The sequence below is a fragment of the Frigidibacter sp. MR17.14 genome (assembly GCF_037095735.1).
Classification (GTDB): Bacteria; Pseudomonadota; Alphaproteobacteria; order Rhodobacterales; family Rhodobacteraceae; genus Frigidibacter.
The window spans coordinates 193,315-217,203 of record NZ_JBAWKD010000004.1; the positions used below are offsets into that span (position 1 = coordinate 193,315).

At 69.1% G+C, this 23,889-nt stretch carries 21 protein-coding genes; 9 read left to right on the forward strand and 12 right to left on the reverse strand.

Features of this window, described 5'->3' with window-relative positions; translation table 11 throughout:
* Positions 1–53 precede the first annotated feature (53 nt).
* The 9 genes from V8J36_RS13135 to V8J36_RS13175 form a co-directional block, all read right to left on the reverse strand.
* Complete coding sequence (locus V8J36_RS13135) at positions 54–1,892, reverse strand: ABC-F family ATP-binding cassette domain-containing protein (protein ID WP_336467749.1); 1,839 nt, start codon at positions 1,890–1,892, stop codon at positions 54–56.
* A 359-nt stretch (positions 1,893–2,251) separates the two neighbouring features.
* Positions 2,252–4,678 carry a GcvT family protein gene (locus tag V8J36_RS13140; RefSeq protein WP_336467750.1) on the reverse strand — a complete coding sequence of 809 codons (2,427 nt, stop codon included), beginning with the start codon at positions 4,676–4,678 and terminating at the stop codon, positions 2,252–2,254.
* 157 nt (positions 4,679–4,835) lie between these two features.
* Positions 4,836–6,161: a branched-chain amino acid ABC transporter permease gene (locus V8J36_RS13145; protein WP_336467751.1), complete on the reverse strand. Its 1,326-nt coding sequence runs from the start codon at positions 6,159–6,161 to the stop codon at positions 4,836–4,838.
* A complete protein-coding gene (locus tag V8J36_RS13150; RefSeq protein ID WP_336467752.1) occupies positions 6,158–7,171 on the reverse strand; it encodes a branched-chain amino acid ABC transporter permease in 1,014 nt (337 codons plus the stop codon). Before V8J36_RS13150 ends, V8J36_RS13145 begins: the two co-directional genes overlap by 4 nt.
* Positions 7,168–7,560: a hypothetical protein gene (locus V8J36_RS13155; protein ID WP_336467753.1), complete on the reverse strand. Its 393-nt coding sequence runs from the start codon at positions 7,558–7,560 to the stop codon at positions 7,168–7,170. The genes V8J36_RS13150 and V8J36_RS13155 overlap by 4 nt, the downstream gene beginning before the upstream one ends.
* A gap of 1 nt (position 7,561) precedes the next feature.
* On the reverse strand, positions 7,562–8,281 hold the full coding sequence (locus V8J36_RS13160; RefSeq protein WP_336467754.1) for an ABC transporter ATP-binding protein: 720 nt from the start codon (positions 8,279–8,281) through the stop codon (positions 7,562–7,564).
* Entirely contained in the window at positions 8,274–8,642 is a 369-nt protein-coding gene (locus V8J36_RS13165; protein ID WP_336467755.1) for a hypothetical protein, read from the reverse strand. The genes V8J36_RS13160 and V8J36_RS13165 overlap by 8 nt, the downstream gene beginning before the upstream one ends.
* 8 nt (positions 8,643–8,650) lie before the next feature.
* Positions 8,651–9,436, reverse strand: coding sequence for an ABC transporter ATP-binding protein (locus tag V8J36_RS13170; RefSeq protein WP_336467756.1), 786 nt, complete (start codon positions 9,434–9,436; stop codon positions 8,651–8,653).
* A 101-nt stretch (positions 9,437–9,537) separates the two neighbouring features.
* Positions 9,538–10,722 (reverse strand): ABC transporter substrate-binding protein, encoded by a 1,185-nt coding sequence (locus V8J36_RS13175; RefSeq protein WP_336467757.1) that lies wholly within the window; start codon positions 10,720–10,722, stop codon positions 9,538–9,540.
* A 184-nt stretch (positions 10,723–10,906) separates the two neighbouring features.
* Here V8J36_RS13175 and V8J36_RS13180 point away from each other — a divergent pair, with 184 nt between their 5' ends.
* The 8 genes from V8J36_RS13180 to V8J36_RS13215 all read left to right on the forward strand — a co-directional run bounded on the left by V8J36_RS13180 (position 10,907) and on the right by V8J36_RS13215 (position 19,851).
* The gene (locus V8J36_RS13180) at positions 10,907–12,004 is read left to right on the forward strand and encodes a PQQ-dependent sugar dehydrogenase (protein WP_336467758.1); all 1,098 of its coding nucleotides are present in this window, start codon (positions 10,907–10,909) and stop codon (positions 12,002–12,004) included.
* 206 nt (positions 12,005–12,210) lie between these two features.
* Positions 12,211–13,440 carry a 5-aminolevulinate synthase gene (gene hemA / locus V8J36_RS13185; protein WP_336467759.1) on the forward strand — a complete coding sequence of 410 codons (1,230 nt, stop codon included), beginning with the start codon at positions 12,211–12,213 and terminating at the stop codon, positions 13,438–13,440.
* Positions 13,441–13,551: 111 nt separating this feature from the next.
* Positions 13,552–14,826, forward strand: coding sequence for a helix-turn-helix domain-containing protein (locus V8J36_RS13190; protein WP_336467760.1), 1,275 nt, complete (start codon positions 13,552–13,554; stop codon positions 14,824–14,826).
* 222 nt (positions 14,827–15,048) lie between these two features.
* Positions 15,049–16,221: a flavodoxin-dependent (E)-4-hydroxy-3-methylbut-2-enyl-diphosphate synthase gene (gene ispG / locus V8J36_RS13195; RefSeq protein WP_336467761.1), complete on the forward strand. Its 1,173-nt coding sequence runs from the start codon at positions 15,049–15,051 to the stop codon at positions 16,219–16,221.
* Positions 16,222–16,387: 166 nt separating this feature from the next.
* Entirely contained in the window at positions 16,388–16,816 is a 429-nt protein-coding gene (locus V8J36_RS13200; protein ID WP_336467762.1) for a DUF1236 domain-containing protein, read from the forward strand.
* Positions 16,817–16,997: 181 nt separating this feature from the next.
* Positions 16,998–18,461: a DUF2927 domain-containing protein gene (locus V8J36_RS13205; RefSeq protein ID WP_336467763.1), complete on the forward strand. Its 1,464-nt coding sequence runs from the start codon at positions 16,998–17,000 to the stop codon at positions 18,459–18,461.
* Between the two features lie 39 nt (positions 18,462–18,500).
* Complete coding sequence (locus tag V8J36_RS13210; protein ID WP_336467764.1) at positions 18,501–18,665, forward strand: hypothetical protein; 165 nt, start codon at positions 18,501–18,503, stop codon at positions 18,663–18,665.
* Between the two features lie 4 nt (positions 18,666–18,669).
* Positions 18,670–19,851 carry a vWA domain-containing protein gene (locus tag V8J36_RS13215; protein ID WP_336467765.1) on the forward strand — a complete coding sequence of 394 codons (1,182 nt, stop codon included), beginning with the start codon at positions 18,670–18,672 and terminating at the stop codon, positions 19,849–19,851.
* Positions 19,852–19,855: 4 nt separating this feature from the next.
* On the opposite strand, the gene V8J36_RS13220 is transcribed toward V8J36_RS13215, so the two are convergent.
* Positions 19,856–20,833, reverse strand: a complete 978-nt coding sequence (locus tag V8J36_RS13220; RefSeq protein WP_336467766.1) for a lipid A-modifier LpxR family protein — start codon at positions 20,831–20,833, stop codon at positions 19,856–19,858.
* A 221-nt stretch (positions 20,834–21,054) separates the two neighbouring features.
* Here V8J36_RS13220 and V8J36_RS13225 point away from each other — a divergent pair, with 221 nt between their 5' ends.
* Entirely contained in the window at positions 21,055–22,350 is a 1,296-nt protein-coding gene (locus V8J36_RS13225) for an HlyC/CorC family transporter (RefSeq protein WP_336467767.1), read from the forward strand.
* 135 nt (positions 22,351–22,485) lie between these two features.
* On the opposite strand, the gene V8J36_RS13230 is transcribed toward V8J36_RS13225, so the two are convergent.
* Together V8J36_RS13230 and mmsB are read right to left on the reverse strand one after the other, a co-directional pair.
* Entirely contained in the window at positions 22,486–22,857 is a 372-nt protein-coding gene (locus V8J36_RS13230; RefSeq protein ID WP_336467768.1) for an excinuclease ABC subunit A, read from the reverse strand.
* A 137-nt stretch (positions 22,858–22,994) separates the two neighbouring features.
* Entirely contained in the window at positions 22,995–23,867 is an 873-nt protein-coding gene (mmsB, locus tag V8J36_RS13235) for a 3-hydroxyisobutyrate dehydrogenase (protein WP_336467769.1), read from the reverse strand.
* Positions 23,868–23,889: the final 22 nt, after the last annotated feature.

The following is a 23,889-nucleotide window of genomic DNA, read 5'->3' on the forward strand; positions in this document are numbered from 1 at the left end:
AAATACTCCGGGGGTGAGGGCGAAGCCCGAGGGGGCAGCGCCCCCTCTTTGCCTCAGCTGCCCGCGCGTTCCTCGAGATCGAGCCATTCTTCCTCGGCCTGCGCCAGTGCCGCCTGCCGCTCGACGAGGCCGTCCGAGGCCTTCTGGAACTTCGCCGGTGCCTTGGTGAAAAGCTCGGGATCGGCGAGGAACTCGGTCAGCTTCGCGATCTCGGCCTCGAGCCGCGAGATCACCTTCGGGAGCTCGTCCAGCCGGTGCCGCTCAGTATAGCTGAGCCCGGCGGCCGCGGGTTTCGCCGGTTGCGGCGCGGGGGACCCAGGCTTCCCGTCGTCGGGAAGCGCGGCAGACGCAGGCCTTGGTGCGGGCGTCGCGGCGGTGGCGGTCTCGCCGCGCTGCGCCTGGTAGTCGCTCCAGCCGCCCGGATAGGCGGTGGCGCGGCCGTCGCCCTCCATCGCGATCGTCGTCGTCGCGACCCGGTCGATGAAGTCGCGGTCGTGGCTGACCAGCAGCACCGTGCCGTCGTATTCGCCGAGAATGTCCTGCAGCAGGTCCAGCGTCTCGACATCCAGATCGTTGGTCGGTTCGTCGAGGATCAGCAGGTTCGAGGGCCGCGCCATGATCCGCGCCAGCAGCAGCCGGGCGCGTTCGCCGCCCGAGAGCGAGCCGATCGGCGCCCGCGCCTGTGCCTCGTCGAAGAGGAAGTCCTTGAGATAGGCCACGACATGCTTGGGCGTGCCGCGGACCATCACCTGATCCGAGCGGCCCGAGACCCGCATCTCGGGGTCGTTCACCAGCCCGTCCCAGAGCGACATGGTGAAGTCGAGCGTCGCCCGCGCCTGGTCGAAGACCGCGATGTCGAGGTTGGTGCCCTGCGTGACCGTGCCCTCGTCGGGGGCGATCTCGCCGGTGAGCATCTTCAGCAGCGTCGTCTTGCCGACGCCGTTCGGGCCCACGAAGGCCACCCGGTCGCCGCGCAGCACGCGCAGGTCGAAATCCTTGACGATCACCCGGTCGCCGAAGGTCTTCGAGATGCCCTTGACCTCCATCACCCGTTTGCCCGACGTCGGCCCGCTTTCCAGCTCCATCGCCGCGGTGCCCTGCCGGCGGATCTGGCCCGCACGCTCGGCCCGCAGGTCCGCCAGCGCCCGCACCCGGCCCATGTTGCGCTTGCGCCGGGCCGAGATCCCCTCGACGGCCCATTTGGCTTCCGCCTTGATCTTGCGGTCGAGCTTGTGGCGGGCGTCGTCCTCGGCGGCCCAGGTCGCCTCGCGCCAGTCCTCGAAGCCTTCGAAGCCGCGCTCCTGCCGGCGCACCTCGCCGCGGTCGATCCAGAGCGTGGCGCGGGTCAGCGCCTTCAGGAACGCGCGGTCGTGCGAGATCAGCACATAGGCTGCGCGGGTGTCCTTCAGATGCTCTTCCAGCCAGCCGATCGCCTGGATGTCGAGATGGTTCGTCGGCTCGTCCAGAAGCATCAGCTCCGGCTCGCGCGCCAGCAGTTTGGCCAGCGCCGCGCGCCGCCGCTCGCCGCCCGAGGCCGCCGCGGGATCGGCGTCGAGGCGCAGCTTCAGCCCCTCGGCCACCGCCTCGATCTTCCATTCCTCGCCATGCTCCAGCCCCTCGCAGGCGAAGTCGCGCAGGGTGGCGTAGCCCTCGAGGCTCGGCTCCTGCTCCATGTAGCCGACCGTGACGCCGGCGGGGATCACCTTCGAACCCTTGTCGGCTTCGACGAGGCCCGCCATGACCTTCATCAGCGTCGACTTGCCGGATCCGTTGCGGCCCACGAGCGCGACACGGTCGCCGGGCTGCACGACAAGGTCGAGACCGTCGAAGATCGGGTTGCCACCATGGGTGAGCGAGATGCCGGAAAGCTGGAGGAGGGGTGCGCGTGCCATGCCCTCGCGCTATCCGGGGGCAGGCAGACAGTCAAGGGGAAGGCCGGGGGAGCCGCGGCTCCCGTCGCCAGCGGTCCTCGGACCGATGGCGGACCGATGGCGACCCCCTGCGGGATCTTGCGCGACGAGAGGCCAGCGGCGGACCGCCGGGTGGCCGGCCGAGGGTGACAGCCGGGCGCCTCATGGTGACACAGTCTGCCGACGCTGCGCCCCGCGCCGAGGTTGCAAAGCGGTCGCCCGAGGGGGCGGTCGGCCGGGGGCCCTTGCGGGCCCTGTTAACCGGCCAAAACAGAAAGCGGGGGTCGCCATCTGGCTGCCCGTGCACGCGGGGGTCCGGGGGGATGCATCCCCCCGGCCTTTCAGCCTTTGCGCATCCGCGCGCCGTCGGCGTCCCAGAGCGGTTCGGTGACGAGGGTGGCGGGATAACGTTCGCCCAGGATCTCGATCTCGGCGATCAGGCCGGGGGCAAGCTTTTCGACCGGCACGAAGCCCATCGCGACCGATTTGCCGGTGCCATGGCTGTAGCCGCCCGAGGTGCAGAAGCCCTGCACGGTGCCGTCGATCCAGATCGGTTCATAGGCCACCACATCGGCGCTGTCCGCAGCCTGCGGCACGTCGACCACGAAGGCCGCGAGCTTGCGGGTCGGCTTCTCGGCCTGCGCGGGGACCTTGCCGATAAAGTCCTTGTCCCAGGTGATGAAGCGGTCGATGCCGGTCTCGGCGGGCATGTAGTCGGGGCTGAACTCGCGCCCCCAGCTGCCGAAGAACTTGTCCAGACGCAGCGACATCATCGCCCGCATGCCGAAGGGGCGCATGCCGAATTCCTCGCCCGCGGCCCAGAGCGTGTGCCAGAGCTGCCGCTGGCACATGGCGTCGCAATAGATCTCGTAGCCCAGATCGCCGGTGTAGCTGACGCGCTGCACGAGGCAGTCGGTCATGCCGATCACCATGCGCTTCGCGTCCATGAACCGCAGAGCCTCGCCCGAGACATCGGCGGATGTCACCTTTTCCAGCACGCGCCGTGCCATCGGCCCCGCGATCTGGAAGCCGGTCAGCCGGTCCGAGACATTCTCGACGCTGACGCCCTCGGACAGGTTCTGTTCGAACCAGCGCATGTGCTGGCCCTGCGCGCCGTAGGAGCCGGTGACCTGGAACTCGGTCTCGGACAGGCAGGTGACGGTGAAATCGCCGATGATCCGGCCCTTGGGGCTCAGCATCGGGTTCAGCGCGATGCGCCCCGGCTTCGGGATCCGGCCGGCCAGCAGGTGGTCGAGCCAGGCGCGCGCCTTCGGGCCTGTCACGCGGTATTTGCCGAAGTTCTGGATTTCGTTGATGCCCACGGCCTCGCGCACGGCCTTCACCTCGGCCGCGGTTGCGGCGAAGGCGTTCGAGCGGCGGAAGGACGGGGTTTCATACAGAGGCTCGCCCGGAAGCGCGTGGTAGTTCACCACCTCGAGCCCGTATTGCTGGCCCCAGACCGCGCCCATGCCACTGAAGATGTCGTACATCGGCGTGGTGCGGAACGGCCGCGCCGCGGGCTTTTCCTCGTTCGGATAGCTGACCGAGAAGCGGGTCTGGTAGTTTTCGATCACCTTCGGAACGGTGTAGCCGGGCGTCGTCCATTGGCCGAAGCGGGCGACGTCGAAGCCGCGCGGGTCGCGTTCGACCTCGCCCTCGATCATCCACTGGGCAAGGGCCAGACCCATGCCGCCGCCCTGGCTGAACCCCGCCATCACCGCGCAGGCCGACCAGTAGTTGCGCAGCCCCGGCACCGGACCCAACAGCGGGTTGCCGTCGGGGGCGAAGGTGAAGGGGCCGTGGATCACCCGCTTGACGCCCGAGCGTTCCAGCACCGGGAAGCGGCGGTAGGCGAAGGTGACCGAGTCCTCGATCTTGTCGAAATCCTCGTTCAAGAGTTCATGGCCGAAGGTCCAGGGCGTGCCGTTCAGCGACCAGGGCTCGCAGGGTTTTTCGTAGAAGCCGATGCAGAAGCCGCGGCCCTCCTGCCGCAGGTAGCTTTCGCCGCCCGGGTCCATGACATGCGGGAATTCGCGGCCCTGGGCGAGGATCTCCATGATCTCGGGCACGTCGTCGGTGACCAGATACTGGTGCGCCATCGGCAGAAGCGGCAGGTAGACGCCCGCCATCGCGCCCACCTCGCGCGCCCAGAGGCCGGCGGCGTTCACCACATGCTCGGCGATGACGGTGCCCTTTTCGGTGACGACCTCCCACGATCCGTCGGGGCGGGGGTTCGTCTCCAGCACGCGGTTGTGCAGCACGATCTCGGCCCCGCCCATCCGCGCGGCCTTCGCGTAAGCCATCGTGGTGCCCGAGGGGTCGAGGTGCCCGTCGAGCGGGTCGTAGAGCGCGCCGATGATGCCCTCGAGGTTCACGAGGCCCTCGGTGAACTTCAGCACCTCCTGCGGGCCGAGGATCTCGGTCTCGAGCCCCATGTAGCGGTGCTTGGCGCGTTCGGCCTTCAGCTGTTCGAAGCGCTGCGGCGTGTCGGCCAGCGTGATGCCGCCGACATGGTGCAGGCCACAGGACAGGCCGGTCAGCGCCTCCAGCTCCTTGTAGAGCCGGATCGTGTAGCCCTGCAGCGCCGCCATGTTGGTGTCGCCGTTCAGCGTGTGGAAGCCGCCCGCCGCGTGCCAGGTCGAGCCCGAAGTCAGCTCGGACCGCTCGATCAGCATCACGTCCGACCAGCCGAGCTTCGTGAGGTGGTAGAGCACCGAGCAGCCCACGACCCCGCCACCGATCACCACCACGCGCACATGCGATTTCATTGGACTGCTCCCTGCTGCCGTCCGGGGCATCCGAACGCGAGAGGGCCGCAACCTCATGTCAGAGAGCGACAGGTTGATGTCGTTTACAGAGAAACAGGTCGGGGGGAGGCGCGGCCTCCCCCCGCGCCCCCCTGCGCTCGGGCGCCCCTGGCGGGCGTCACTTCTCGGGCAAAAGCCCGCGCGGCGAGAAGCGCAGCACCACCAGCAGGATCAGGCCCATAGTCAGCAGCCGCATATGCGCGGCCGAGCCGATCAGATGCGCCTTCAGCGCGCCCTCGGGCAGCGGCGCGGCGAGCCAGCCCATCAGCCAGTTGCCCCAGGGCTCGACCTTCACCCACAGGTACCAGACCAGCACGCCGCCCAGCACCGCCCCCCAGTTCGAGCCCGATCCGCCCAGGATCACCATCAGCCAGACCACGAAGGTGAAGCGCAGCGGCGTGTAGCTGCCCGGCGTCATCTGCCCGTCGAGCGTGATCATCATCGCCCCCGCAAGGCCGATCACCGCGCCGCCCAGCACGAAGATCTGCAGGTGGCGACGCTTCACATCCTTGCCCATCGCCTCGGCCGCCGTTTCGTTGTCGCGGATCGCCCGCATCATCCGGCCCCAGGGCGAGTTGAGCGCCCGCTCCATCAGGAAGATCAGGACCAGCAGCACCACCAGGAACAGCCCGGACCAGCAAAGCTGCACCCAGAGCGTCGAGGCCTGGACCGGCGCGAGCCCGACCCGCGCCGCCTGCGCGACGAAGCCCGGGTCCTGCTGCAGCGCGACCTCGTAGGGCACCGGGCGGGGGATGCCCGTCACGTTCTTCACGCCGCGCGCCAGCCAGTCCTCGTTCTTCAGGACCGAGACAATGATCTCGCCGATCCCCAGCGTCGCGATGGCAAGGTAGTCCGAGCGCAGCCCCAGCGCGGTCTTCGCCACCATCCAGGACGCGCCGGCAGCCAGCAGGCCGCCCACCGGCCAGGCCAGCAACACCGGCAGGCCGAGCCCGCCCAGATAGCCTTCCGACGCCGGGTTCACGCCCTCGATCGCGGCCACCGCCGGATCGAAGAGCGCGCGGTACAGGAAGAAGCCCCCGACCAGCACCGCGATCACGGCGAGCGTCCGCGGCAGGCCCTTCGCCATCCGCCGCGCCACGCCGATGGCAAGGCCCACCACCGCCGCCGCGACCAGCAGCGCCAGCGCCATGCGCAGTCCGCCGCCCGCCCAGGCCGCGCCCACCGGCGGCATCGCGATCAGCACGGGCGCCAGCCCCCCGATCGCCACCATGCCGACGACGCCGGTGTTGAACAGCCCGGCATAGCCCCACTGCATGTTCAGCCCCAGCGCCATCACCGCCGAGATCAGACCCATGTTCAGGATCCCCAGCGCCGAGTTCCAAGACCCGGTGACGCCTTCCAGGATCAGCAGCGCCGCCAGCCCCGCGAACATTGCGGGCGCGCGCCAGGGCTGGGCGGGGCGGGTTCCGACATGGCCGCTCATACCGATTTCCCCTTGAAGAGGCCGGTGGGCTTCACCAGCAGGACGGCGATCAGGATCAGGAAGCTGACCGCGAACTTGTATTCGGTCGACAGCAGCTGCCCCAGCCCCTCGGGCTGCAGCATCTCGGGCAGGACATAGCCCGCCACCTTCTTCCAGGCATAGGTCACCGCCACCTCGGAATAGGCGATGACGAAGCCGCCGGCGATCGCGCCCAGCGGATTGCCGAGGCCGCCGACGATGGCCGCGGCGAAGATCGGCAGCAGCAGCTGGAAGTAGTCGAAGGCGCGGAACGCCTTGTCGAGGCCATAAAGCGTGCCCGCGATCGTCGCGAGGCCCGCGGCGATGATCCAGGCCACCCGCACCACCCGGTCGGGGTTGATGCCCGACAGCAGCGCCAGGTCCTCGTTGTCGGAAAACGCCCGCATCGACTTGCCGGTGCGGGTGTGGTTCAGGAACCAGAAGAGCCAGGCCACCACGATCACCGCGGTGACCACGGTGATCACCTGCGTCGCGCGCAGCGCCAGCGGCTCCTGCAGGCCGGTCGCGGTCATGAAGTCGCGGGCGTTGATCACGAAGCGGGTGCCATCGGCGAAGGTGATGCTGTCGACGCCGATCAGCAGGCGGGTCACGCCGTTCATCACGAACATCACCCCCAGCGAGACGATGACGAGGATCGCCGGCGCGGCCTTCACCCGCCGGTAGAAGCGGTAGACGACGCGGTCGGTGCCCAGCACCAGCGCCACGCAGGCGAGGATGCCGAAGGGCAGGGCCAGAAGCGCCGTCGGCAGCGGCGCGATCGACAGGCCCCAGGACTGGAACAGCCATGTGACAAGGATCACGCAGGCGGTGCCGAAGGCCATGGTGTCGCCATGCGCGAAGTTCGAGAAGCGCAGGATGCCATAGATGATCGTCACCCCCAGCGCGCCCAGGCTCAGCTGCGCGCCATAGGCGGTGGCGGGGATCACCACGAAGTTCAGAAGCGCCACGACGGCGTTCAGCAGGTCGGTCACGCCGTCACCTCGCAGGTCATCAGGTCGATCGTGGCGGGGGCGCTGCCGCCCCCCGCAAGGCTCTGGCGGATCCAGACCGCCGAGGTCTCGCCGCTCAGCGCCAGCGTCATCAGCACCTCGCCCCCCTGCAGCCAGACCCAGGGCCCGGTGCGCGACGGGGCTTTCGCCTCCAGCGCCGCGCCATCGCCCAGCGAGAGGCTGTAGCTGCCCGCGCCGCCGGCATCGGTCGTCACCGGGGCCAGCGTGAAGCGGGCGCTGCCGGTGGCGGACGCGCAGCCGCCCTGCGGGTCGCATCGGGTCTGCGTCGTGCAGTCGAGCACGATCCGCGCGCCCTCGGCCGCGGCGGGAAGCGGCAGGGCGAGGGCGGCGAGTGTCAGGAACAGCCGCATCTCAGCCCCCCAGGAAGGTGCGCCGCACCTCGGGGTCGGCCATCAGCGCGGCCCCGGTGTCGGTGAAGCGGTTGGCGCCCTGCACGAGCACATAGCCCTGATCGGCGATCTCCAGCGCCTGTCGGGCGTTCTGCTCGACCATCAGGATCGAGATGCCGGTGCGGGCGACCTCGATGATCCGGTCGAAGAGCTCGTCCATGACGATGGGCGAGACGCCGGCGGTGGGTTCGTCCAGCATCAGAAGCTTCGGCCGCGTCATCAGCGCGCGGCCCACGGCGACCTGCTGGCGCTGGCCGCCCGACAGCTCGCCCGCCGGCTGGCGGCGCTTGGTCTTCAGGATCGGGAAAAGGTCATAGACCTCGGCGATGGTGTCGGCGATGTCGTCGCGGCGCAGGAAGGCCCCCATTTCCAGGTTCTCTTCCACGCTCATCGAGGGGAAGACGTTCCTGACCTGCGGCACGAAGCCCATGCCGGCGGCGACGCGGGCCTGCGGCGAGAGGGCGGTGATGTCGCGCCCGTCCAGCGTGACGCTGCCCGCGCGCAGCGGCAGCATCCCGAAGACGGCCTTCATCGCGGTGGACTTGCCCGCGCCGTTCGGGCCGACGATCACCGCGATCCGGCCCTTCTCGACGGCCAGCGTGCAGGAATGCAGGATGTCGGCCGCGCCATAGCCGCCGGTCATCTCCTTGGCGAGCAAGAAGGGTTCTGTGCCATTAGACATGTATCTTGCACCTACCATAGAACTGCGAATAGGCCGCCTGTTCAGCGATGATCGTGTGGCGGGAATGCACGGCGCGCTGATCTGCGAGGTTGATCGTGGTCGACTGTATGGCACCACTGGACAGTCGTTCGAGGAACGAAAGCCCCGGCCCCTCTCCGTAGGCTTCGACCTCCGAAAGGCCTGCATTGCCGATGATAAAGGCCTTGGAGGTCGACGTATCGTATTTGAACTGGAGGTTAAAATCGGTCTGGCCACATTCATTGGCTTCGCTGCAGGTACGAACGAAGTGACACTCGAAATCGATTACCTTTGCCATCGCGCCGACCGGATGGGCGGCGATCAGCAACAGGCCTGCGGTCAACCGCCCGTTCAACGGTCACCCCCAGTCACCTTGTTCTTCAGGCCGGTGCCCAGATAGGCCTCGATCACCGCCTCGTTCTCCATGATATGGGCGGCCGGCCCCTCGGCCAGCACCTTGCCCTCGGCCATGACGATGACCGGGTCGCAGAGGCGGCCGATGAAATCCATGTCATGCTCGATGACGCAGAAGGTATAGCCGCGGTCGCGGTTCAGCCGGACGATGGCATCGCCGATCGTGTTCAGCAGCGTGCGGTTCACACCGGCACCGACCTCGTCGAGAAAGACGATCTTCGCCTCGACCATCATCGTGCGGCCCAGTTCCAAGAGCTTCTTCTGCCCGCCGGACAGGTTCCCCGCCTTCTCCTCGGCCAGATGCGGGATGGTGAGGAAGTCGAGCACCTCGTCCGCCTTCGCCCTGAGCGCGCGCTCCTCGTCGCGGATGCGGCTGCGCGCGAACCATGCCGACAGGATCGACTCGCCGGTCTGTGCGCCGGGCACCATCATCAGGTTCTCGCGCACCGTCATCGTCGGGAATTCATGCGCGATCTGGAAGGTGCGCAGCAGGCCCTTGTGGAACAGGTCGTGCGGCGGCAGGCCGGTGATGTCCTCGCCATCCATCAGCACGCGGCCGGACGTTGGCGGAAGGACGCCCGCTATCACGTTGAAGAGCGTCGATTTTCCGGCGCCGTTCGGGCCGATCAGCCCGGTGATCGAGCCCTTGGCGATCGTCAGGCTCGCGCCGTCCACGGCCCGGAAGCCGCCGAAATGGCGGTGCAGGTTTTCAACCTGGATCAATATCTTACCCCCTGATCCTCATGCGATGCACGAGGTCCGCGCCGTTATCGGCTGTTCTGGAAGCGAAACGGCCCGGGCGATTGCTCGCCCGGGCCGGAAGATCAGCGGTAGCCGACTTCGGTCATCTTGCCGTCCTTGAAGGCCAACTCGCGGTACGAGCCCGAGCTTTCGCCCGACCCGATCAGCTCGACCGAGGTCGCGCCGACATAGTCCACGTCCTTGCCGGCGGCGATCAGGTCCAGCGCCTTGCCCAACTCGCCCGGCAGGATCGGCTCGCCCGGGGCGTTGGCCACGTCCATCACCGCGTCCTTGTACTTCGCCGGATCCGACGAGCCCGCCTTGGCCATCGCCAGCAGGATCAGCGCCGCCGCGTCATAGCTTTCCGCCGCGAACGAGGTCGTGCCGTCGAAGCCGCCGTCGGTCGCCATCTTCAGGAAGGCGTCGCGGCCTGCGCCGGCCGAGGCCGGGTTCTGGCCGAAGGACCCTTCGATCTCCTTGCCGAACTGGGTTTCCAGCGTCGCGCCGATCATCCCGTCGGGGAAGACGAAGGTCTGGAACGCCGCGGTGTCGAGCGCGGCGCGCAGGATGCCTGCGCCGCCCTGGTCGATGTAGCCCGCGATCACCAGCGCCTCGCCGCCGGCCGAGGCCAGCGCGCCGACTTCCGCCGAATAGTCGGCCTTGCCGTCCTCGTGCGGCGCGTTGATCGTCACCGTGCCCCCGGCTTCCTTGAAGGCCGCCTCGAAGCTTTCGGCCAGGCCCTTGCCATAGTCGTTGTTGGTGTAGGTCACGGCGACCGAATTGATGCCGTGCTCCTTGATGATCTCGGTCATCACCACGCCCTGACGCGCGTCAGAGGGCGAGGTGCGGAAGAACAGGCCGTTGTCTTCCAGCGTCGAGAGCGCGGGCGAGGTGGCCGAGGGCGAGATCATCACGATCCCGTTCGGCATGGCGACGTTCTGCAGGCTGGCGATGGTCTCGCCCGAGCACATGCCGCCGACGATGCCCTTCACCTTGTCCTGGGTGATGATCCGGGTCACGGCGGCGGTGGCGGCGGCGGCGTCGATGCAGGTCGAGTCGGCGCGGACGGCGCTGACGGTCGAACCGTCCAGCAGCTTGCCCGAGTCCGAGACCTCTTTCATCGCCAGCATCGCGCCCTTCTCCATGTCGGGCGACATGGATTCCAGCGGCCCGGTGAAGCCCAGCGAAACGCCGAGCTTGATCTCTTCGGCCCCTGCGGCGCCGGCCATCAGGGCCACGGCGGTGCTGGCCAGAAGAAGCTTTTTCATCGAATTACTCCCTGTGCGGAACGTTGTCCTGCGAAGAGGTTACGGCGCGTTGACCCTGTTGTGAAGCGTCCTGCCTTGGCAGGACAGCCGCGTCATCTTCCCTGGCCCGCGCGCGTCCCCACCTTGGAAAGGGGCCTGCCGCGCGTAAGGTCCGGAACCGACGATCCAGAGAGGGAGAGCGACCATGACGACAGGGCAACCGGGGGCCGCGAGGCCGGTGATTGCGGTGCGGGCGGGCATGGCCGGGCTGGTGTTGGCGCTGCTGCCGACGCTTGCCCTGGCCTCCGAGGTGCGGACCTCGGCCGGGGTGATGCGGATCGCGCCGGTGGTCGAGGAACTGGACGAGCCCTGGGCGCTGGCCTTCCTGCCCGGCGGCGAAATCCTGGTGACCGAGCGCGACGGGCGGCTGACCCGCCATCCGGCGACGGGCGGCGCGGGGGCCGAGGTCTCGGGCCTTCCGGAGGTGCGGACGGGCGGGCAGGGCGGGCTCTTCGACGTGCTGGTGCCGGCCGATTTCGCGGCAGCGGGCGAGATCCTGATCTCCTACGCCGCCGAGACCGGCGACGGCATCGGCACCACGGTCGCGGTCGCGCGGCTTGACGGCACGGTGCTGCGTGACCTGCGGGTGCTCTGGCAGATGCGGGACGGCGGCAGCACCACGCGCCATTACGGCGGGCGCCTCGCCGAGGGGCCGGACGGTGCGATCTACCTGACCACCGGCGAGCGCGGCCTAGGCGCCCCGGCGCAGGACGCAGGCAGCGGGATCGGCGCGGTGATCCGCATCCCGCGGGAGGGCGGCGGCGGCACCGTCGTCAGTCATGGCCATCGCAACCCGCAGGGGCTGGCCTTCGACGCCGGGGGGCAGCTCTGGCTGTCCGAGCACGGGGCGCGCGGCGGCGACGAGGTAAACCTGATCCGCGAGGGCGCGAATTACGGCTGGCCCGAGGTGTCCCATGGCACCAACTACGACGGCACGCCCTTCCCGGGCGGCGCCACCCGCGCCGATGTCGAGCCGCCCGCGCATTACTGGGATCCCTCGATCGCGCCCTCGGGGCACATGGTGCTGCGCGGCGCGGGCATTCCCGACTGGGCGGGCGATCACTTCGTAGGCTCGTTGAAGTTCGACTACATCGCCCGGCTGGACCCCGCGACATGGGAGGAAGAGCGGATCGAGGCGCCCGAGACCGGCCGCGTGCGCGACATCCGCGAAGGGCCGGACGGGGCGATCTGGTTCCTGTCGGTGAACGACGGCGTGCTCTACCGGATGGCGCCGGAGCGGTGATCCGGGGCCGCCGTGACGCCATGTCGCGGGGGCGTTTCCCGAAAATGCTACTTTTGCGGCAATTTGCGCGGTCGAAAACTCATGATTTGATCGGTATCAAGGTCCGGGGCCGGAAACGGCCCTAGATCCGGCACGGCAAACCGTGGACAGGGGACTGTCCGCGGGCGTGTGCGGACCGGCCCAAGCCAGACGGCCAGGAGATGACGATGGATTACGACAAGGCTCTCGATACCGCTCTTCAGACGCTGCACGACGAGGGGCGCTATCGCACCTTCATCGATCTCGAGCGTCGCAAGGGGGCCTATCCGACCGCCGTCTGGAGCCATGCGGACGGCAGCTCTTCCGAGGTGACGATCTGGTGCGGCAACGACTATCTGGGCATGGGGCAGCATCCGGCGGTGCTGGCGGCGATGCACGAGGCGCTGGACGCGACCGGCGCGGGCTCGGGCGGGACGCGCAACATCTCGGGCACCACGGTCTATCACAAGCGGCTCGAGGCCGAGCTGGCGGACCTGCACGGGAAAGAGGCGGCGCTGGTCTTCTCGTCGGCCTATATCGCCAATGACGCGACGCTTTCGACGCTGCCGAAGCTGTTCCCCGGGCTGATCATCTATTCCGACGCGCTGAACCACGCGAGCATGATCGAGGGCATCAAGCGCTCGGGCGCGCCCAAGCGCGTGTTCCGGCACAACGATCTGGGTCACCTGCGCGCGCTGCTGGAGGCCGACGACCCGGCGGCGCCGAAGCTGATCGCCTTCGAGTCGATCTATTCGATGGACGGCGACTTCGGGAAGATCGAGGCGATCCTCGATCTGGCCGAGGAATTCGGCGCGCTGAGCTACATCGACGAGGTCCATGCCGTGGGCATGTACGGGCCGCGCGGCGGCGGGGTCAGCGAGCGCGACGGGCTGGCGGGCCGGATCGACATGATCAACGGTACGCTGGGCAAGGCCTTCGGGGTCTTCGGCGGCTATGTCGCGGCCTCGGCGAAGATGGTCGACGCGATCCGGTCCTATGCGCCGGGCTTCATCTTCACCACCTCGCTGCCGCCGGCCGTTGCCGCGGGGGCCGCGGCCTCGATCGCCTTCCTGAAGACCGCGGGCGGGCAGGCGCTGCGCGACGCCCAGCAGGCCAATGCCCGGACGCTGAAGATGCGGCTGAAGGGGCTGGGCCTGCCGATCGACGACCACGGCAGCCATATCGTGCCGGTGCATGTCGGCGACCCGGTGCACTGCAAGCTGATCTCGGACATGCTGCTGTCGCAGTTCGGGATCTACGTGCAGCCGATAAACTTCCCGACAGTTCCCCGCGGAACCGAGCGTCTGCGCTTTACCCCGTCGCCCGTGCATGACGGAAACCAGATATCGCGTCTGGTCTCGGCGATGGACAATCTGTGGGCACATTGTGCGCTGAATCGTGCCGAGCTTTCTGCCTGAGATCATCTGCGGATGCATGACCCCTTGCCCTGTGCTAAGGGAATCTCAATAGGTCGAGCGAGACTGGCAAAAGACGAATCGTCGACCGTTGGGGACAGTAGGGGCAGGCGCATGATCGGACGGAGGAGTGCTCCTTCGACGCAGGAACTCGACAAGCCGAAGGGCTTCGACGAGTTCGAACTGCGGCTCGGGGACGTGATGCGCGGAGAGCGGGCGACGCTCTCCAAGTCGCTCCTCGACGTCCAGCGCGAGCTGAAGATCAAGGCCAGCTACATCGCCGCCATCGAGAACGCCGATATCGGCGCCTTCGAGACCCCGGGCTTCATCGCCGGCTACGTCCGGTCCTATGCCCGCTACCTCGGCATGGACCCGGAATGGGCCTTCGGTCGCTTCTGCGCCGAGGCCGGTTTCGAGCCCGCGCATGGCCTTGCCGCCGCCGCCTCGGGCCCGAAGCCCGCAGTCGTCGCGCGCCCGGCCAAGGCCCGCCGCGCCCATGAGGGCGATCCGCTTGCCAACCCGAACGCGCTTTTCGTGCCGCGCGGCCGCTCGGCCTTCGCGCAGGTGCGCCCCGGCGCCGTGGGCTCGATCCTCGTGCTGGCGGCGCTGGCCGGTGGCCTTGGCTACGGCGGCTGGATGGTGCTGCAGCAGATGCAGAAGGTGACGCTGGGCCCGGTCGAGACCGCGCCGATCGTCGCCGACATCGACCCGCTCGACGGGGCCCGCACGCTGGGCGGCGACACCGATCCGGTGCAGACCGCCGGCCTGAACCTGCCGCGCCCCGAGGTGCAGGACCGCGTCTGGCGGCCCGAGACGCTGGACGTGCCGGTGATGGTGCCGCGCGACGGGCCGATCGCCTCGATCGACCCGCGCACCGTCGGCGCGCTGGCCGGGATGGCCGGCACGACCGAAGAGATGCCGGGGCAGCGGGGCGGCATCGATGCCGCGCTGGCCGAGGCGCTTGGCGTGCAGCCGGCCGAGGCCGCGCAGCAGCCCGAGACCCAGCAGCTGGCGGCCGGCACCGTGCGCACGCTGGCTCAGCCGGGCGCGGGCGTCGAGGTTGTGGCGGTGCGCCCGAGCTGGGTGCGCGTCTCTGCCGCGGACGGCACCGTGCTGCTCGAGAAGATCCTCGCCGCCGGCGAGCGCTATTCCGTTCCGAAGATGGAAGAGGCGCCGACCCTGCGCGCCGGCAACTCCGGCTCGGTCTATTTCGCGGTCAACGGCCAGACCTACGGCCCCGCCGCGCCGGGCGCGCAGGTGGTGAAGAGCGTCGCGCTGACCGCCGATGCGCTGACCGGGCGCTATGCGCTGGCCGACCTGAACCAGGACCCCGATCTGGTGAAGGCGACCAATGTCGCCGAGGCGCAGATCGCGCCGGCGAGCCGCTGAGCCTGATCCGCGCCGCCTGAGGTCGGGATGGGGACTGCCCAAACCGACCAAGGCTGGGGGCTCTGCCCGCGGCGAGCAAGGCGGGGGGCTCTGCCCCCCGGGCCCGTGACGGGCCTCCCCCCGGGATATTTGATCCAATGCGAAAGCGGCTGCGGTTGCGGCTGCGTCGGGGCGCGCGTATCTAGGGCGCGTCTGCCCCAGCCGCGATCAGGAGAGGCCCTCATGTCGCTTAACCACGTCCGCCCCTGGAAGAACATCTACCGCCGCAAGTCGCGCCAGATCATGGTGGGCAAGGTCGCGGTCGGGGGCGATGCGCCGATCTCGGTGCAGACGATGACCAACACCGACAGCTCGGACGTGAAGGCGACGCTGGCGCAGGTGATCCGCTGCGCCGATGTCGGGGCCGATATCGTCCGGATCTCGACGCCTGATGAGTCCTCGACCCAGGCGCTGCGCGAGATCTGCCGCGAAAGCCCGGTGCCGATCGTCGCCGACATCCATTTCCACTACAAGCGCGCCATCGAGGCCGCCGAGGCCGGCGCCGCCTGCCTGCGGATCAACCCCGGCAACATCGGTGACGCGAAACGCGTGGCCGAGGTGGTGCGGGCCGCGAAGGACCACGGCTGCTCGATCCGGATCGGGGTCAACGCCGGCTCGCTCGAACGGCACCTGCTGGAGAAATACGGCGAGCCGTGCCCCGACGCGATGGTCGAAAGCGGCATGGACCATATCAAGCTTCTGCAGGACAACGACTTCCACGAGTTCAAGATCTCGGTGAAGGCCTCGGACGTGTTCCTGGCCGCCGCCGCCTATCAGGCGCTGGCCGAGGCGACGGATGCGCCGATCCACCTCGGGATCACCGAGGCGGGGGGCCGGGTCTCGGGCACGGTGAAATCCGCGATCGGGCTGGGCAATCTTCTGTGGATGGGCATCGGCGACACGCTGCGGGTGTCGCTGTCCACCGATCCCGAGGAAGAGGTGAAGGTCGGCTACGAGATCCTGAAGTCGCTGGGCCTGCGCCACCGCGGCGTGACGATCATCTCGTGCCCCAGCTGTGCGCGGCAGGGGTTCAACGTGATCGACACCGTGGGCAAGCTGGAAGAGCGGCTGGCGCATGTCACCACCTCGATGTCGCTGTCGATCATCGGCTGCGTGGTGAACGGCCCGGGCGAGGCGCTGATGACCGACATCGGTTTCACCGGCGGCGGGGCGGGGTCGGGCATGGTCTATCTGGCCGGAAAGCAGGCCCACAAGCTGTCGAACGAGCAGATGATCGACCACATCGTCGAGTTGGTCGAGCAGAAGGCGGCAGCGATCGAGGCCGAGGCCGCCGCGGCGGAAACGGATTCCGACAGCGTTGAAACACTTGGTGATCGCACGGAAAAGGCCGTCTGATCAGACGCTTGGCTGTCGCTTGTGCCGGTGGCCGCCCCGCCGGCGTGAGCCCGGCGGGCGATCTTCCGCCACGATCTGCGAAATCCCGTGGATCCGAAATCGGGGCATCGGTGTTGTCTGACCATCGCAGGACGAGACATCGTCCATAGCACATGAGGTAAAGACAATGCTGAACAAGAAGCTCTTCGCCCTGACCGGTGCCGCCGTCATCGCCGCCACCGGCGCCTTCGCCCAGACCACCGTCACCACCACCACCGACAACTCGGCCAAGGAAACCGGTGCCGCTGCCGGCTTCGTTGGCGGCGCTGCCACGGGTGCGGCCGTCGGCGGTCCGGTCGGTGCGGGCATCGGCGCGGTTGTCGGCGCTGTCGGCGGCTCGCTTGCCACGCCCTCGCGCGAGGTAACCACCTACGTTCAGTCGAACCCGGTTCCCCCGGTGGTGATCGACGGCGGCGTGCGCACCGGCGTCGTGGTGCCGGACACCGTCACCCTGACCCCGGTGCCGGAAGCCAAGCAGTATTCGTACATCTATGTCGACGGCCAGCCGGTCCTCGTCGACAGCTCGAACCGCACTGTCGTGCGCGTCGTGAACTGACCGCCTTTCCGCTTGCGGCGGAACGGGAAGGGGCCCTTCGGGGCCCCTTTTCGCTGTGCGCGAAGCGGTTTGGCCCGCGGCGATCACGCTACCGGCATCTTCCCGCGGAAGCGGCGAAAAGCCGGGTGACCGGCGGCGCGATCGGCGCTAAGCCGGAAGGATATCACCGATCGGACCTCCCTTGACCGTCGCGACTCAACCGGCCCCCCGTACCCGCCGCCTTGGCCGTCTTCTCGCCGGGGTTGGCCTGTCGATCCTGCTTGCCAACTGTGCCGCCGGGCCCGAGGCCAGCCGGGCCGGCCCGGCCCCCGTGGCGATCGCGCATCCGCCGCTGCCGCCGATGAAGCGCTTCACCGGCCGCCCCGACACGCCCTCGCGCCGGGCCAATGCCGAGCTGGCGCGGGATTTCCTCGACCTGTCGTTCCTGATGGAAAGCGGGCGGGCGCTGCCGACGCTGTCGCGGTTCGAGGGGCCGATCGCGGTGCGGCTGGGTGGCGCGGTGCCGCCGACCGCGGTGGCCGAGGCGCAGGCGCTGGTCGGCCGGCTGCGGAGCGAGGCGCGGATTCCGGTGCGTCTGGCCGATGGCGCCAACCCGCCGCATCCGGCCGAGGGGCTGGTCAGCGTCGAGTTCCTGCCGCGGGCAGAGATGCACAAGCTGGTGCCCGAGGCGGCCTGTTTCGTGGTGCCGCGGATCTCGAGCTGGGCCGAATACCGCAATGTGCGGCGGACGAAGGCCATGGACTGGGGCACGCTGGCCACGCGCGAACGCGCGGCGGTCTTCATCCCTGCCGATACCTCGCCGCAGGAGGTGCGCGACTGCCTGCACGAAGAGGTGGCGCAGGCGATGGGGCCGCTGAACGACCTGTATTCGCTGCATGACACCGTCTTCAACGACGACAACTTCGTCTCGGCTCTGAGCGGCTTCGACATGGTGATGCTGCGCACCTACAACGCGCCGGAACTGCATTCGGGCATGACCCGGGCCGAGGTCGCGGCGCTGCTGCCGAAGGTGCTGGAACGGGTGAACCCCGCCGGCGGGAAGGTCCGCCAGAGCGCGCCGGCGGACGAGACCCCGCGCGAGTGGGTCCGGGCGGTCGAGACCGCGCTGGGGCCGGGGGTTTCCGCCACCGGGCGGCGGTCGGCGGCGCGTCGGGCGGTCGAGATCGCCGAACGCCAGCACTGGCGCGACGGGCGGGCGGGATTTTCGTGGTTCATCCTCGGGCGGCTCAGCCTGAACGGCGATCTGGAAACCGCCTTCACCAGCTTCCTGCGCGCGGCGCTGATCTTCCGCTCGCACCCGGGGATGGAGATCCAGGCCGCCCATGTCGACATGCAACTGGCAGCCTTCGCGCTGTCGGCGGGGCAGGCGGAGGACACGCTGATCTTCGCGGACCGGGCGATCCCGGCGGCGCGCAAGGCGCAGAATGCTGCACTGCTGGCGACGCTTCTGTTCGTGCGGGCCGAGGCGCTGGAGCTGAAGGGCCAGAAGGCTGCCGCCGCGGCGGTGCGGCTGGACGGTCTGGGCTGGGCGCGCTATGGCTTCGGCTCGGATGACGAGGTCTGGCGGCGTCTGGCCGAGATCCGCGCGCTGTCGCCCGCGGCGCAGCTGAACCGGGCCGCCGCCGCGGTGGCGGCGCAGGGCTGAGGCGGGCATTCGGACGCGGCGGGACCGAAGGGAGGGGACATGCTGAGCATCGCGGGCCTGGTGATCGGCGCGCTCTGGGGCGGCGTCCGCGCGAAGCGGCGCGGCGGCTCGGGCTTCGACGTGGCGCAATATGCCGCGGCGCACGGGCTGATCCTGGGGATGGTCGGGCTGTTCGTCTCGATCGTCGTGCTGCGCGCGGGCTGAGCCGATGTTCCGCCCGTTCCTCGCAAGCCTGCGCCGGAACGGATGCCCCGTCAGCCTGCGGGAATATCTGTCCTTTCTGGAAGCGATGCAGGCGCATCTGGTCACCTATGACGCCGAGGGGTTCTATTACCTCGCCCGCGCGACACTGGTGAAGGACGAGCGCGCCATCGACCGCTTCGACCGCGCCTTCGCGGAAAGCTTCGGCGGGCTCGACGCGATCGACCCGGCGGCGCTGGTCGAGGCGCTGGACCTGCCCGAGGACTGGCTGAGGAAGCTGGCCGAGAAGACGCTGACCGACGAGGAGAAGGCCCAGATCGAGGCGCTCGGCGGCTTCGACAAGCTGATGGAGACGCTTAAGGAGCGGCTGGCCGAGCAGAAGGGCCGTCATCAGGGCGGCTCGAAATGGATCGGCACCGCCGGGACCTCGCCCTTTGGGGCCTATGGCTACAACCCCGAAGGCGTGCGGATCGGGCAGGACGAAAGCCGTCACCGGCGGGCGGTGAAGGTCTGGGACCGCCGCGAATTCCGCGATTTCGACGATCAGGTCGCGCTGGGAACCCGCAATATCAAGGTCGCGCTGAAGCGCCTGCGCCGCTGGGCGCGCGAGGGGGCGCGGGAAGAGCTGGACCTGCCCGGCACGATCCGCGCCACCGCCGAGCACGGGTTTCTGGATGTGAAGACGCGGCCCGAGCGGCAGAACGCGGTGAAGATCCTGCTGCTGCTGGATGTCGGCGGCTCGATGGACGATCACGTCCGGCTGGTGTCGGAACTCTTCAGCGCCGCGAAGACCGAGTTCCGGCACCTCGAGCAGTTCTATTTCCACAACTGCCCCTACGAGGGGCTCTGGCGCGACAATGCCCGGCGCTGGGACCAGCAGACCCCGACGCTGGAGGTGCTGAACACCTATGGCCCGGACTGGCGGCTGGTGGTGGTGGGCGACGCGGCGATGTCGCCCTACGAGATCCTGCATCCGGGCGGCGCCAACGAGCACTGGAACCCCGAGGCGGGGCAGGTCTGGCTGGAGCGGCTGCGCGCCGCCTGGCCCTATCATGCCTGGCTGAACCCGGTGCGCGAGGAGCACTGGCGCTATACCCAGTCGACCGAGATCATCCGGCGGATCTTCGACGGGCGGATGTATCCCCTGACGCTCGAGGGGATCACCGCCGCCACCAAGGCGCTGGCCTGACGGTTCAGAACTCCAGCGTCAGGCGCAGGGCACCGGTCAGCTGGCCCTCGGGCTGGCCCTCGAATTCCGGGCCGAGCCAGGTAAGGCCATAGAAGACGCCAAGATGCCGGGATCGCGTTGAAACTCCCGCGCGCAGGCGGACCCGCGTGTCGCGTGCGGCCGGACCATCCGGTGGCAGGAAGGCGCTGTCCCAGACATGGGCGACATCGGCGCCCAGCGTCAGGCTGATCCCCGGCGCGGGCGGTCCCTTGACCGTCAGGTAGCGCCACCCGGTGCCGGTGTCGCGCGACCAGAGCGCGCCCGGTTCCAGCCGACCCAGATCCAGGTCCACCCCCGCGCGCAGCAGCGTCTCGTCGCCGGCGCGCGCTTCCAGGTAGGGGCGCAGCCGGGCATTGCGACCGAGCGCGAGGGGGCGCGCGATCTCGGCCGACAGGCTGGGGATCAGCCGGTTGCCAAGCTGGGCTGCCAGCACGTCCGCGCCCAGCAGCGGCTTGCCGAAGCCGCAGTGGATCGCGTCCTGCAGGCTGTCGATCCCCGTCTGCGGCCCGACGGCCACGAGGTCGAGCCCCGCTTCTGCCTCGGACCGGCCGATGGCCCAGGGCGTGTGCAGGCCCAGCGACAGCACCCCGGCATAGCGCCGGTCGCCGGGCGCGGGGAAGGCGAGGCGCGCGGGGGCCAGCGCCTCGGCGCGCAGGCGCAGCTCGATCACCGTGCCGGGGGAAGCGGGCAGACGCCCGTCCCAGCGCGGGCCGAAGACCGCCGACAGCTGGTAGGCGCCGGTGCGCCAGCGGTCATGCGGCCCGGCGAGGACGTCGTCGCTGAGCAGCCGCCCGAAGCCGAGCCAGCCGTCGCCGGGGGCCTCGGTCCGAGGTGCCACGGACTGGGGGCCCGCGGTTGCGGGCAGTGCCAGGGCGCAGAGGATCAGCCCCAGTGCAGCCGCGCGCCGCACCGGACCGATGGCATCGAGCCGCCATCGCTTCATCGAATTTTCACTTTCTGCCCCTGCCGCGCCTCGTACCGCCGCCGCCCGCCGCGATCCAGCGCCGCGTGCCGCGCCCGCCGAAAAGGACTGTCGGTAAAAAAATGGTAAAGAAGTCGGCGCCGCCGGTGATCGGTCGCTGACCGGAAAACCGGCCGCCGCGCCCTTGCGGAAGGCAGGCCCGATGCCCGATAAACGGGGCGACCCATCCCGATCCCGGACCCATGACCGACACCGTTCTCGACTTCGCCTTCTGGGCCACCGCCGCCGTCATCCTGGTGCTTCTGGCCGCCTCGGCCTTCTTCTCCGGCTCGGAGACCGCGCTGACCGCCGCGTCACGCGGCAAGCTGCGCTCGCGCGCCGACAAGGGCGAAAGCGGTGCCGCCGCGGCGCTCGAGGTGACCGAGGACAGCGAGCGGCTGATCGGGTCGATCCTGCTGGGAAACAACGTGGTCAACATCCTGTCGACCTCGCTGGCGACGGCGCTGCTGACCCGGGTGTTCGGGCAGTCCGGCGTGGCGCTGGCGACGCTGGTGATGACGGCGCTGGTGCTGATCTTCTCGGAAGTGCTGCCGAAGACCTATGCGATCACCCAGCCCGAAAGCCTTGCGGCCCGCGTCGCACGGCCGGTGAAGATCTTCGTCGTGGTGCTGTCGCCGATCGTGTCGGTGGTGCGGGTGATCGTGCGCGGCATCCTCTATCTGTTCGGCGTGCGCACCGACCCCGGCCACATGCTGTCGATCCGCGACGAGATCGCGGGCGCGCTGGCGATCGGCCACAGCGAGGGCGTGGTCGAGAAAGAGGACCGCGACCGGCTGCTGGGAGCGCTGGACCTGAGCGACCGCACCGTGGAAGAGATCATGCTGCACCGCAGCCAGATCAAGATGATCGACGCCGACGCGACGCCAGCCGCGATCCTGTCGGCGGTGATCAACTCGCCCCACACCCGGCTGCCGCTGTATCGGGGCGAGCGCGAGAACATCGTGGGCGTGCTGCATTCGAAGGACCTGCTGCGCGCGGTCGAGAAGGTGCGCGACCCGCAGAGCGGGATGGCGAAGCTCAGGGAACTGGACATCACCGCTGTGGCGATGCCGGCCTATTTCGTGCCCGAGACGACGACGCTGGACGAGCAGATGCGCGCCTTCCTGAAGCGGCGCAGCCATTTCGCGCTGGTGGTGGACGAATACGGAGATCTGCAGGGGCTGATCACGCTCGAGGACATCATCGAGGAGATCGTGGGCGAGATCTCGGACGAGTTCGACCCGACGGTCGAGCATCCGGTGAAGCCCACGCCAGAGGGTGACTATCTGGTCGACGGGGTGATGACGATCCGCGACCTGAACCGCGCGATGGACTGGTCGCTGCCCGATGACGAGGCGAACACCGTCGCGGGGCTGGTGATCCACGAGGCGCAGACGATCCCGGCCGAGGGGCAGGTGTTCAGCTTCCACGGCTTCCGCTTCCAGGTGGTGAAGCGGATCGACAACCGTCTGGCCAAGCTGCGGATCCGTCCGCTCTGAGGCCGGGGGCGGCGGCCGCCACGGGCGTCGGACAATAAGAGACGCGCCGACCAGAAGGCCGACGCGCCACGGACTTTCAGAGGGAAGCCGGTGGGGCCGACGAAGCCCTCCGGCCGTCCGATTCGGATCGCCGTGTCAGTTCAGGATGTTCGACAGAACGCGCGCGGCGGTGTCGAGATCGCTGCCCTGACGGCGGTTTTCGTAGTAGTTGTCGCGCTGGGCTTCGCGGTAGCCCTCGCTGTAGCCGTCGCGGTAGGTGTCGCGATAGCTGTCCCGGCGGGCATAGCTGTCACGATCGCGGCGGTAGTCGCGGTGGTACTCGCGACGGACCTCCTGTTTCCAGGCATGGCCCGGCGGGCGGCAGCCGTTGTGCTTCTTGGCCAGGCCCGGCGGGCAGCCGTCCTTGGCTGCGGCGGCGGTCGGGGCGACGATCGCGGCCCCGCCAGCGAGAGTGGCGGTGGCGAGTGCGATCGACAGCATCGGAACGGCAAAGATGTTGCGTTTCATGGTGCGTCTCCTTCGCTTCTTGCGAGATCAACGTCATTCACCACGCTTTCGTTCCCGCCGCCAGAGGGGTCAGCCTGCGGTGGAACCCCGACGGGCGGGGTTCCGCCTGTGGCGGCACACGGCCGCCGATCAAGGGCTTAGCCGCGGTGACGCTTCTCGAACCGCGGCAGCATCGCCGAGAAGTCGGTGCCGCGGCCGTCTTCCTGCTCGACGAAGGTTTCGTAAAGCATCGTGGCCAGCGCCCCCATCGGCGTGTCGGCATCCGAGCCCTGCGCCGCCTGCTGAGACAGGCGCAGGTCCTTCAGCATCAGCTCTGACGCGAAGCCGGGCTTGTAGCCGTTGTCGGCCGGGCTCTTTGGACCCACGCCGGGGGCGGGGCAATAGGCATTCATCGACCAGGAATAGCCCGACGAGGTCGACACCACGTCGAACATCTTCTGGCGGTCGAGGCCCAGCTTGTCGGCCAGCGCGAAGGCCTCGCAGGTGGCGATCATCGTGACGCCGAGGATCATGTTGTTGCAGATCTTCGCCGACTGGCCGGCGCCGGCGGCGCCGCAATGCACGGCCTTCTGACCCATGATGTCGAAGAGCGGCTTCACCCGTTCGAAGGCCGGGTCGGGGCCGCCGACCATGAAGGTCAGCGTGCCGGCCGCCGCGCCGCCGATCCCGCCCGACACCGGCGCGTCAAGCGCCGACAGGCCCGCGGCCTCGGCCTGCGCCGACACCGCGCGGGCGCTGTCCACGTCGACGGTCGAGCAGTCGCACAGCACCGCGCCCGGCGCCATCGCCGGGATCAGCCCCGCGGCCACGTCGCGCAGGATCGCGCCGTTCGGCAGCATGGTGATCACCACCTCGGCGCCCTCGACGGCGGCGGGGCCGCTGGCGGCGGCGGTCACGCCCTCGGGCGGGGCGGTCACCGGGTCGAAGCCCGTGACCTCGTGCCCGGCGGCGGCCAGGTTGGCGGCCATCGGCGCGCCCATGTTGCCCAGCCCGATGAATGCGATCTTCATGTCGTCCTCTCCCTTCGGCCCG

What these genes read in the sequence shown, in the direction of transcription:
- hemA (WP_336467759.1), top strand. Translation starts at nt 12,211, where the DNA reads ATGGATTACGACAAGGCTCTCGATACCGCTCTTCAGACGCTGCACGAC.
- V8J36_RS13160 (WP_336467754.1), bottom strand. Translation starts at nt 8,281, where the DNA reads ATGTCTAATGGCACAGAACCCTTCTTGCTCGCCAAGGAGATGACCGGC.
- V8J36_RS13215 (WP_336467765.1), top strand. Translation starts at nt 18,670, where the DNA reads ATGTTCCGCCCGTTCCTCGCAAGCCTGCGCCGGAACGGATGCCCCGTC.
- V8J36_RS13155 (WP_336467753.1), bottom strand. Translation starts at nt 7,560, where the DNA reads ATGCGGCTGTTCCTGACACTCGCCGCCCTCGCCCTGCCGCTTCCCGCC.
- ispG (WP_336467761.1), top strand. Translation starts at nt 15,049, where the DNA reads ATGTCGCTTAACCACGTCCGCCCCTGGAAGAACATCTACCGCCGCAAG.
- V8J36_RS13200 (WP_336467762.1), top strand. Translation starts at nt 16,388, where the DNA reads ATGCTGAACAAGAAGCTCTTCGCCCTGACCGGTGCCGCCGTCATCGCC.
- V8J36_RS13145 (WP_336467751.1), bottom strand. Translation starts at nt 6,161, where the DNA reads ATGAGCGGCCATGTCGGAACCCGCCCCGCCCAGCCCTGGCGCGCGCCC.
- V8J36_RS13225 (WP_336467767.1), top strand. Translation starts at nt 21,055, where the DNA reads ATGACCGACACCGTTCTCGACTTCGCCTTCTGGGCCACCGCCGCCGTC.
- V8J36_RS13190 (WP_336467760.1), top strand. Translation starts at nt 13,552, where the DNA reads ATGATCGGACGGAGGAGTGCTCCTTCGACGCAGGAACTCGACAAGCCG.
- V8J36_RS13230 (WP_336467768.1), bottom strand. Translation starts at nt 22,857, where the DNA reads ATGAAACGCAACATCTTTGCCGTTCCGATGCTGTCGATCGCACTCGCC.
- V8J36_RS13140 (WP_336467750.1), bottom strand. Translation starts at nt 4,678, where the DNA reads ATGAAATCGCATGTGCGCGTGGTGGTGATCGGTGGCGGGGTCGTGGGC.
- V8J36_RS13135 (WP_336467749.1), bottom strand. Translation starts at nt 1,892, where the DNA reads ATGGCACGCGCACCCCTCCTCCAGCTTTCCGGCATCTCGCTCACCCAT.
- V8J36_RS13180 (WP_336467758.1), top strand. Translation starts at nt 10,907, where the DNA reads ATGACGACAGGGCAACCGGGGGCCGCGAGGCCGGTGATTGCGGTGCGG.
- V8J36_RS13220 (WP_336467766.1), bottom strand. Translation starts at nt 20,833, where the DNA reads ATGAAGCGATGGCGGCTCGATGCCATCGGTCCGGTGCGGCGCGCGGCT.
- V8J36_RS13210 (WP_336467764.1), top strand. Translation starts at nt 18,501, where the DNA reads ATGCTGAGCATCGCGGGCCTGGTGATCGGCGCGCTCTGGGGCGGCGTC.
- V8J36_RS13175 (WP_336467757.1), bottom strand. Translation starts at nt 10,722, where the DNA reads ATGAAAAAGCTTCTTCTGGCCAGCACCGCCGTGGCCCTGATGGCCGGC.
- mmsB (WP_336467769.1), bottom strand. Translation starts at nt 23,867, where the DNA reads ATGAAGATCGCATTCATCGGGCTGGGCAACATGGGCGCGCCGATGGCC.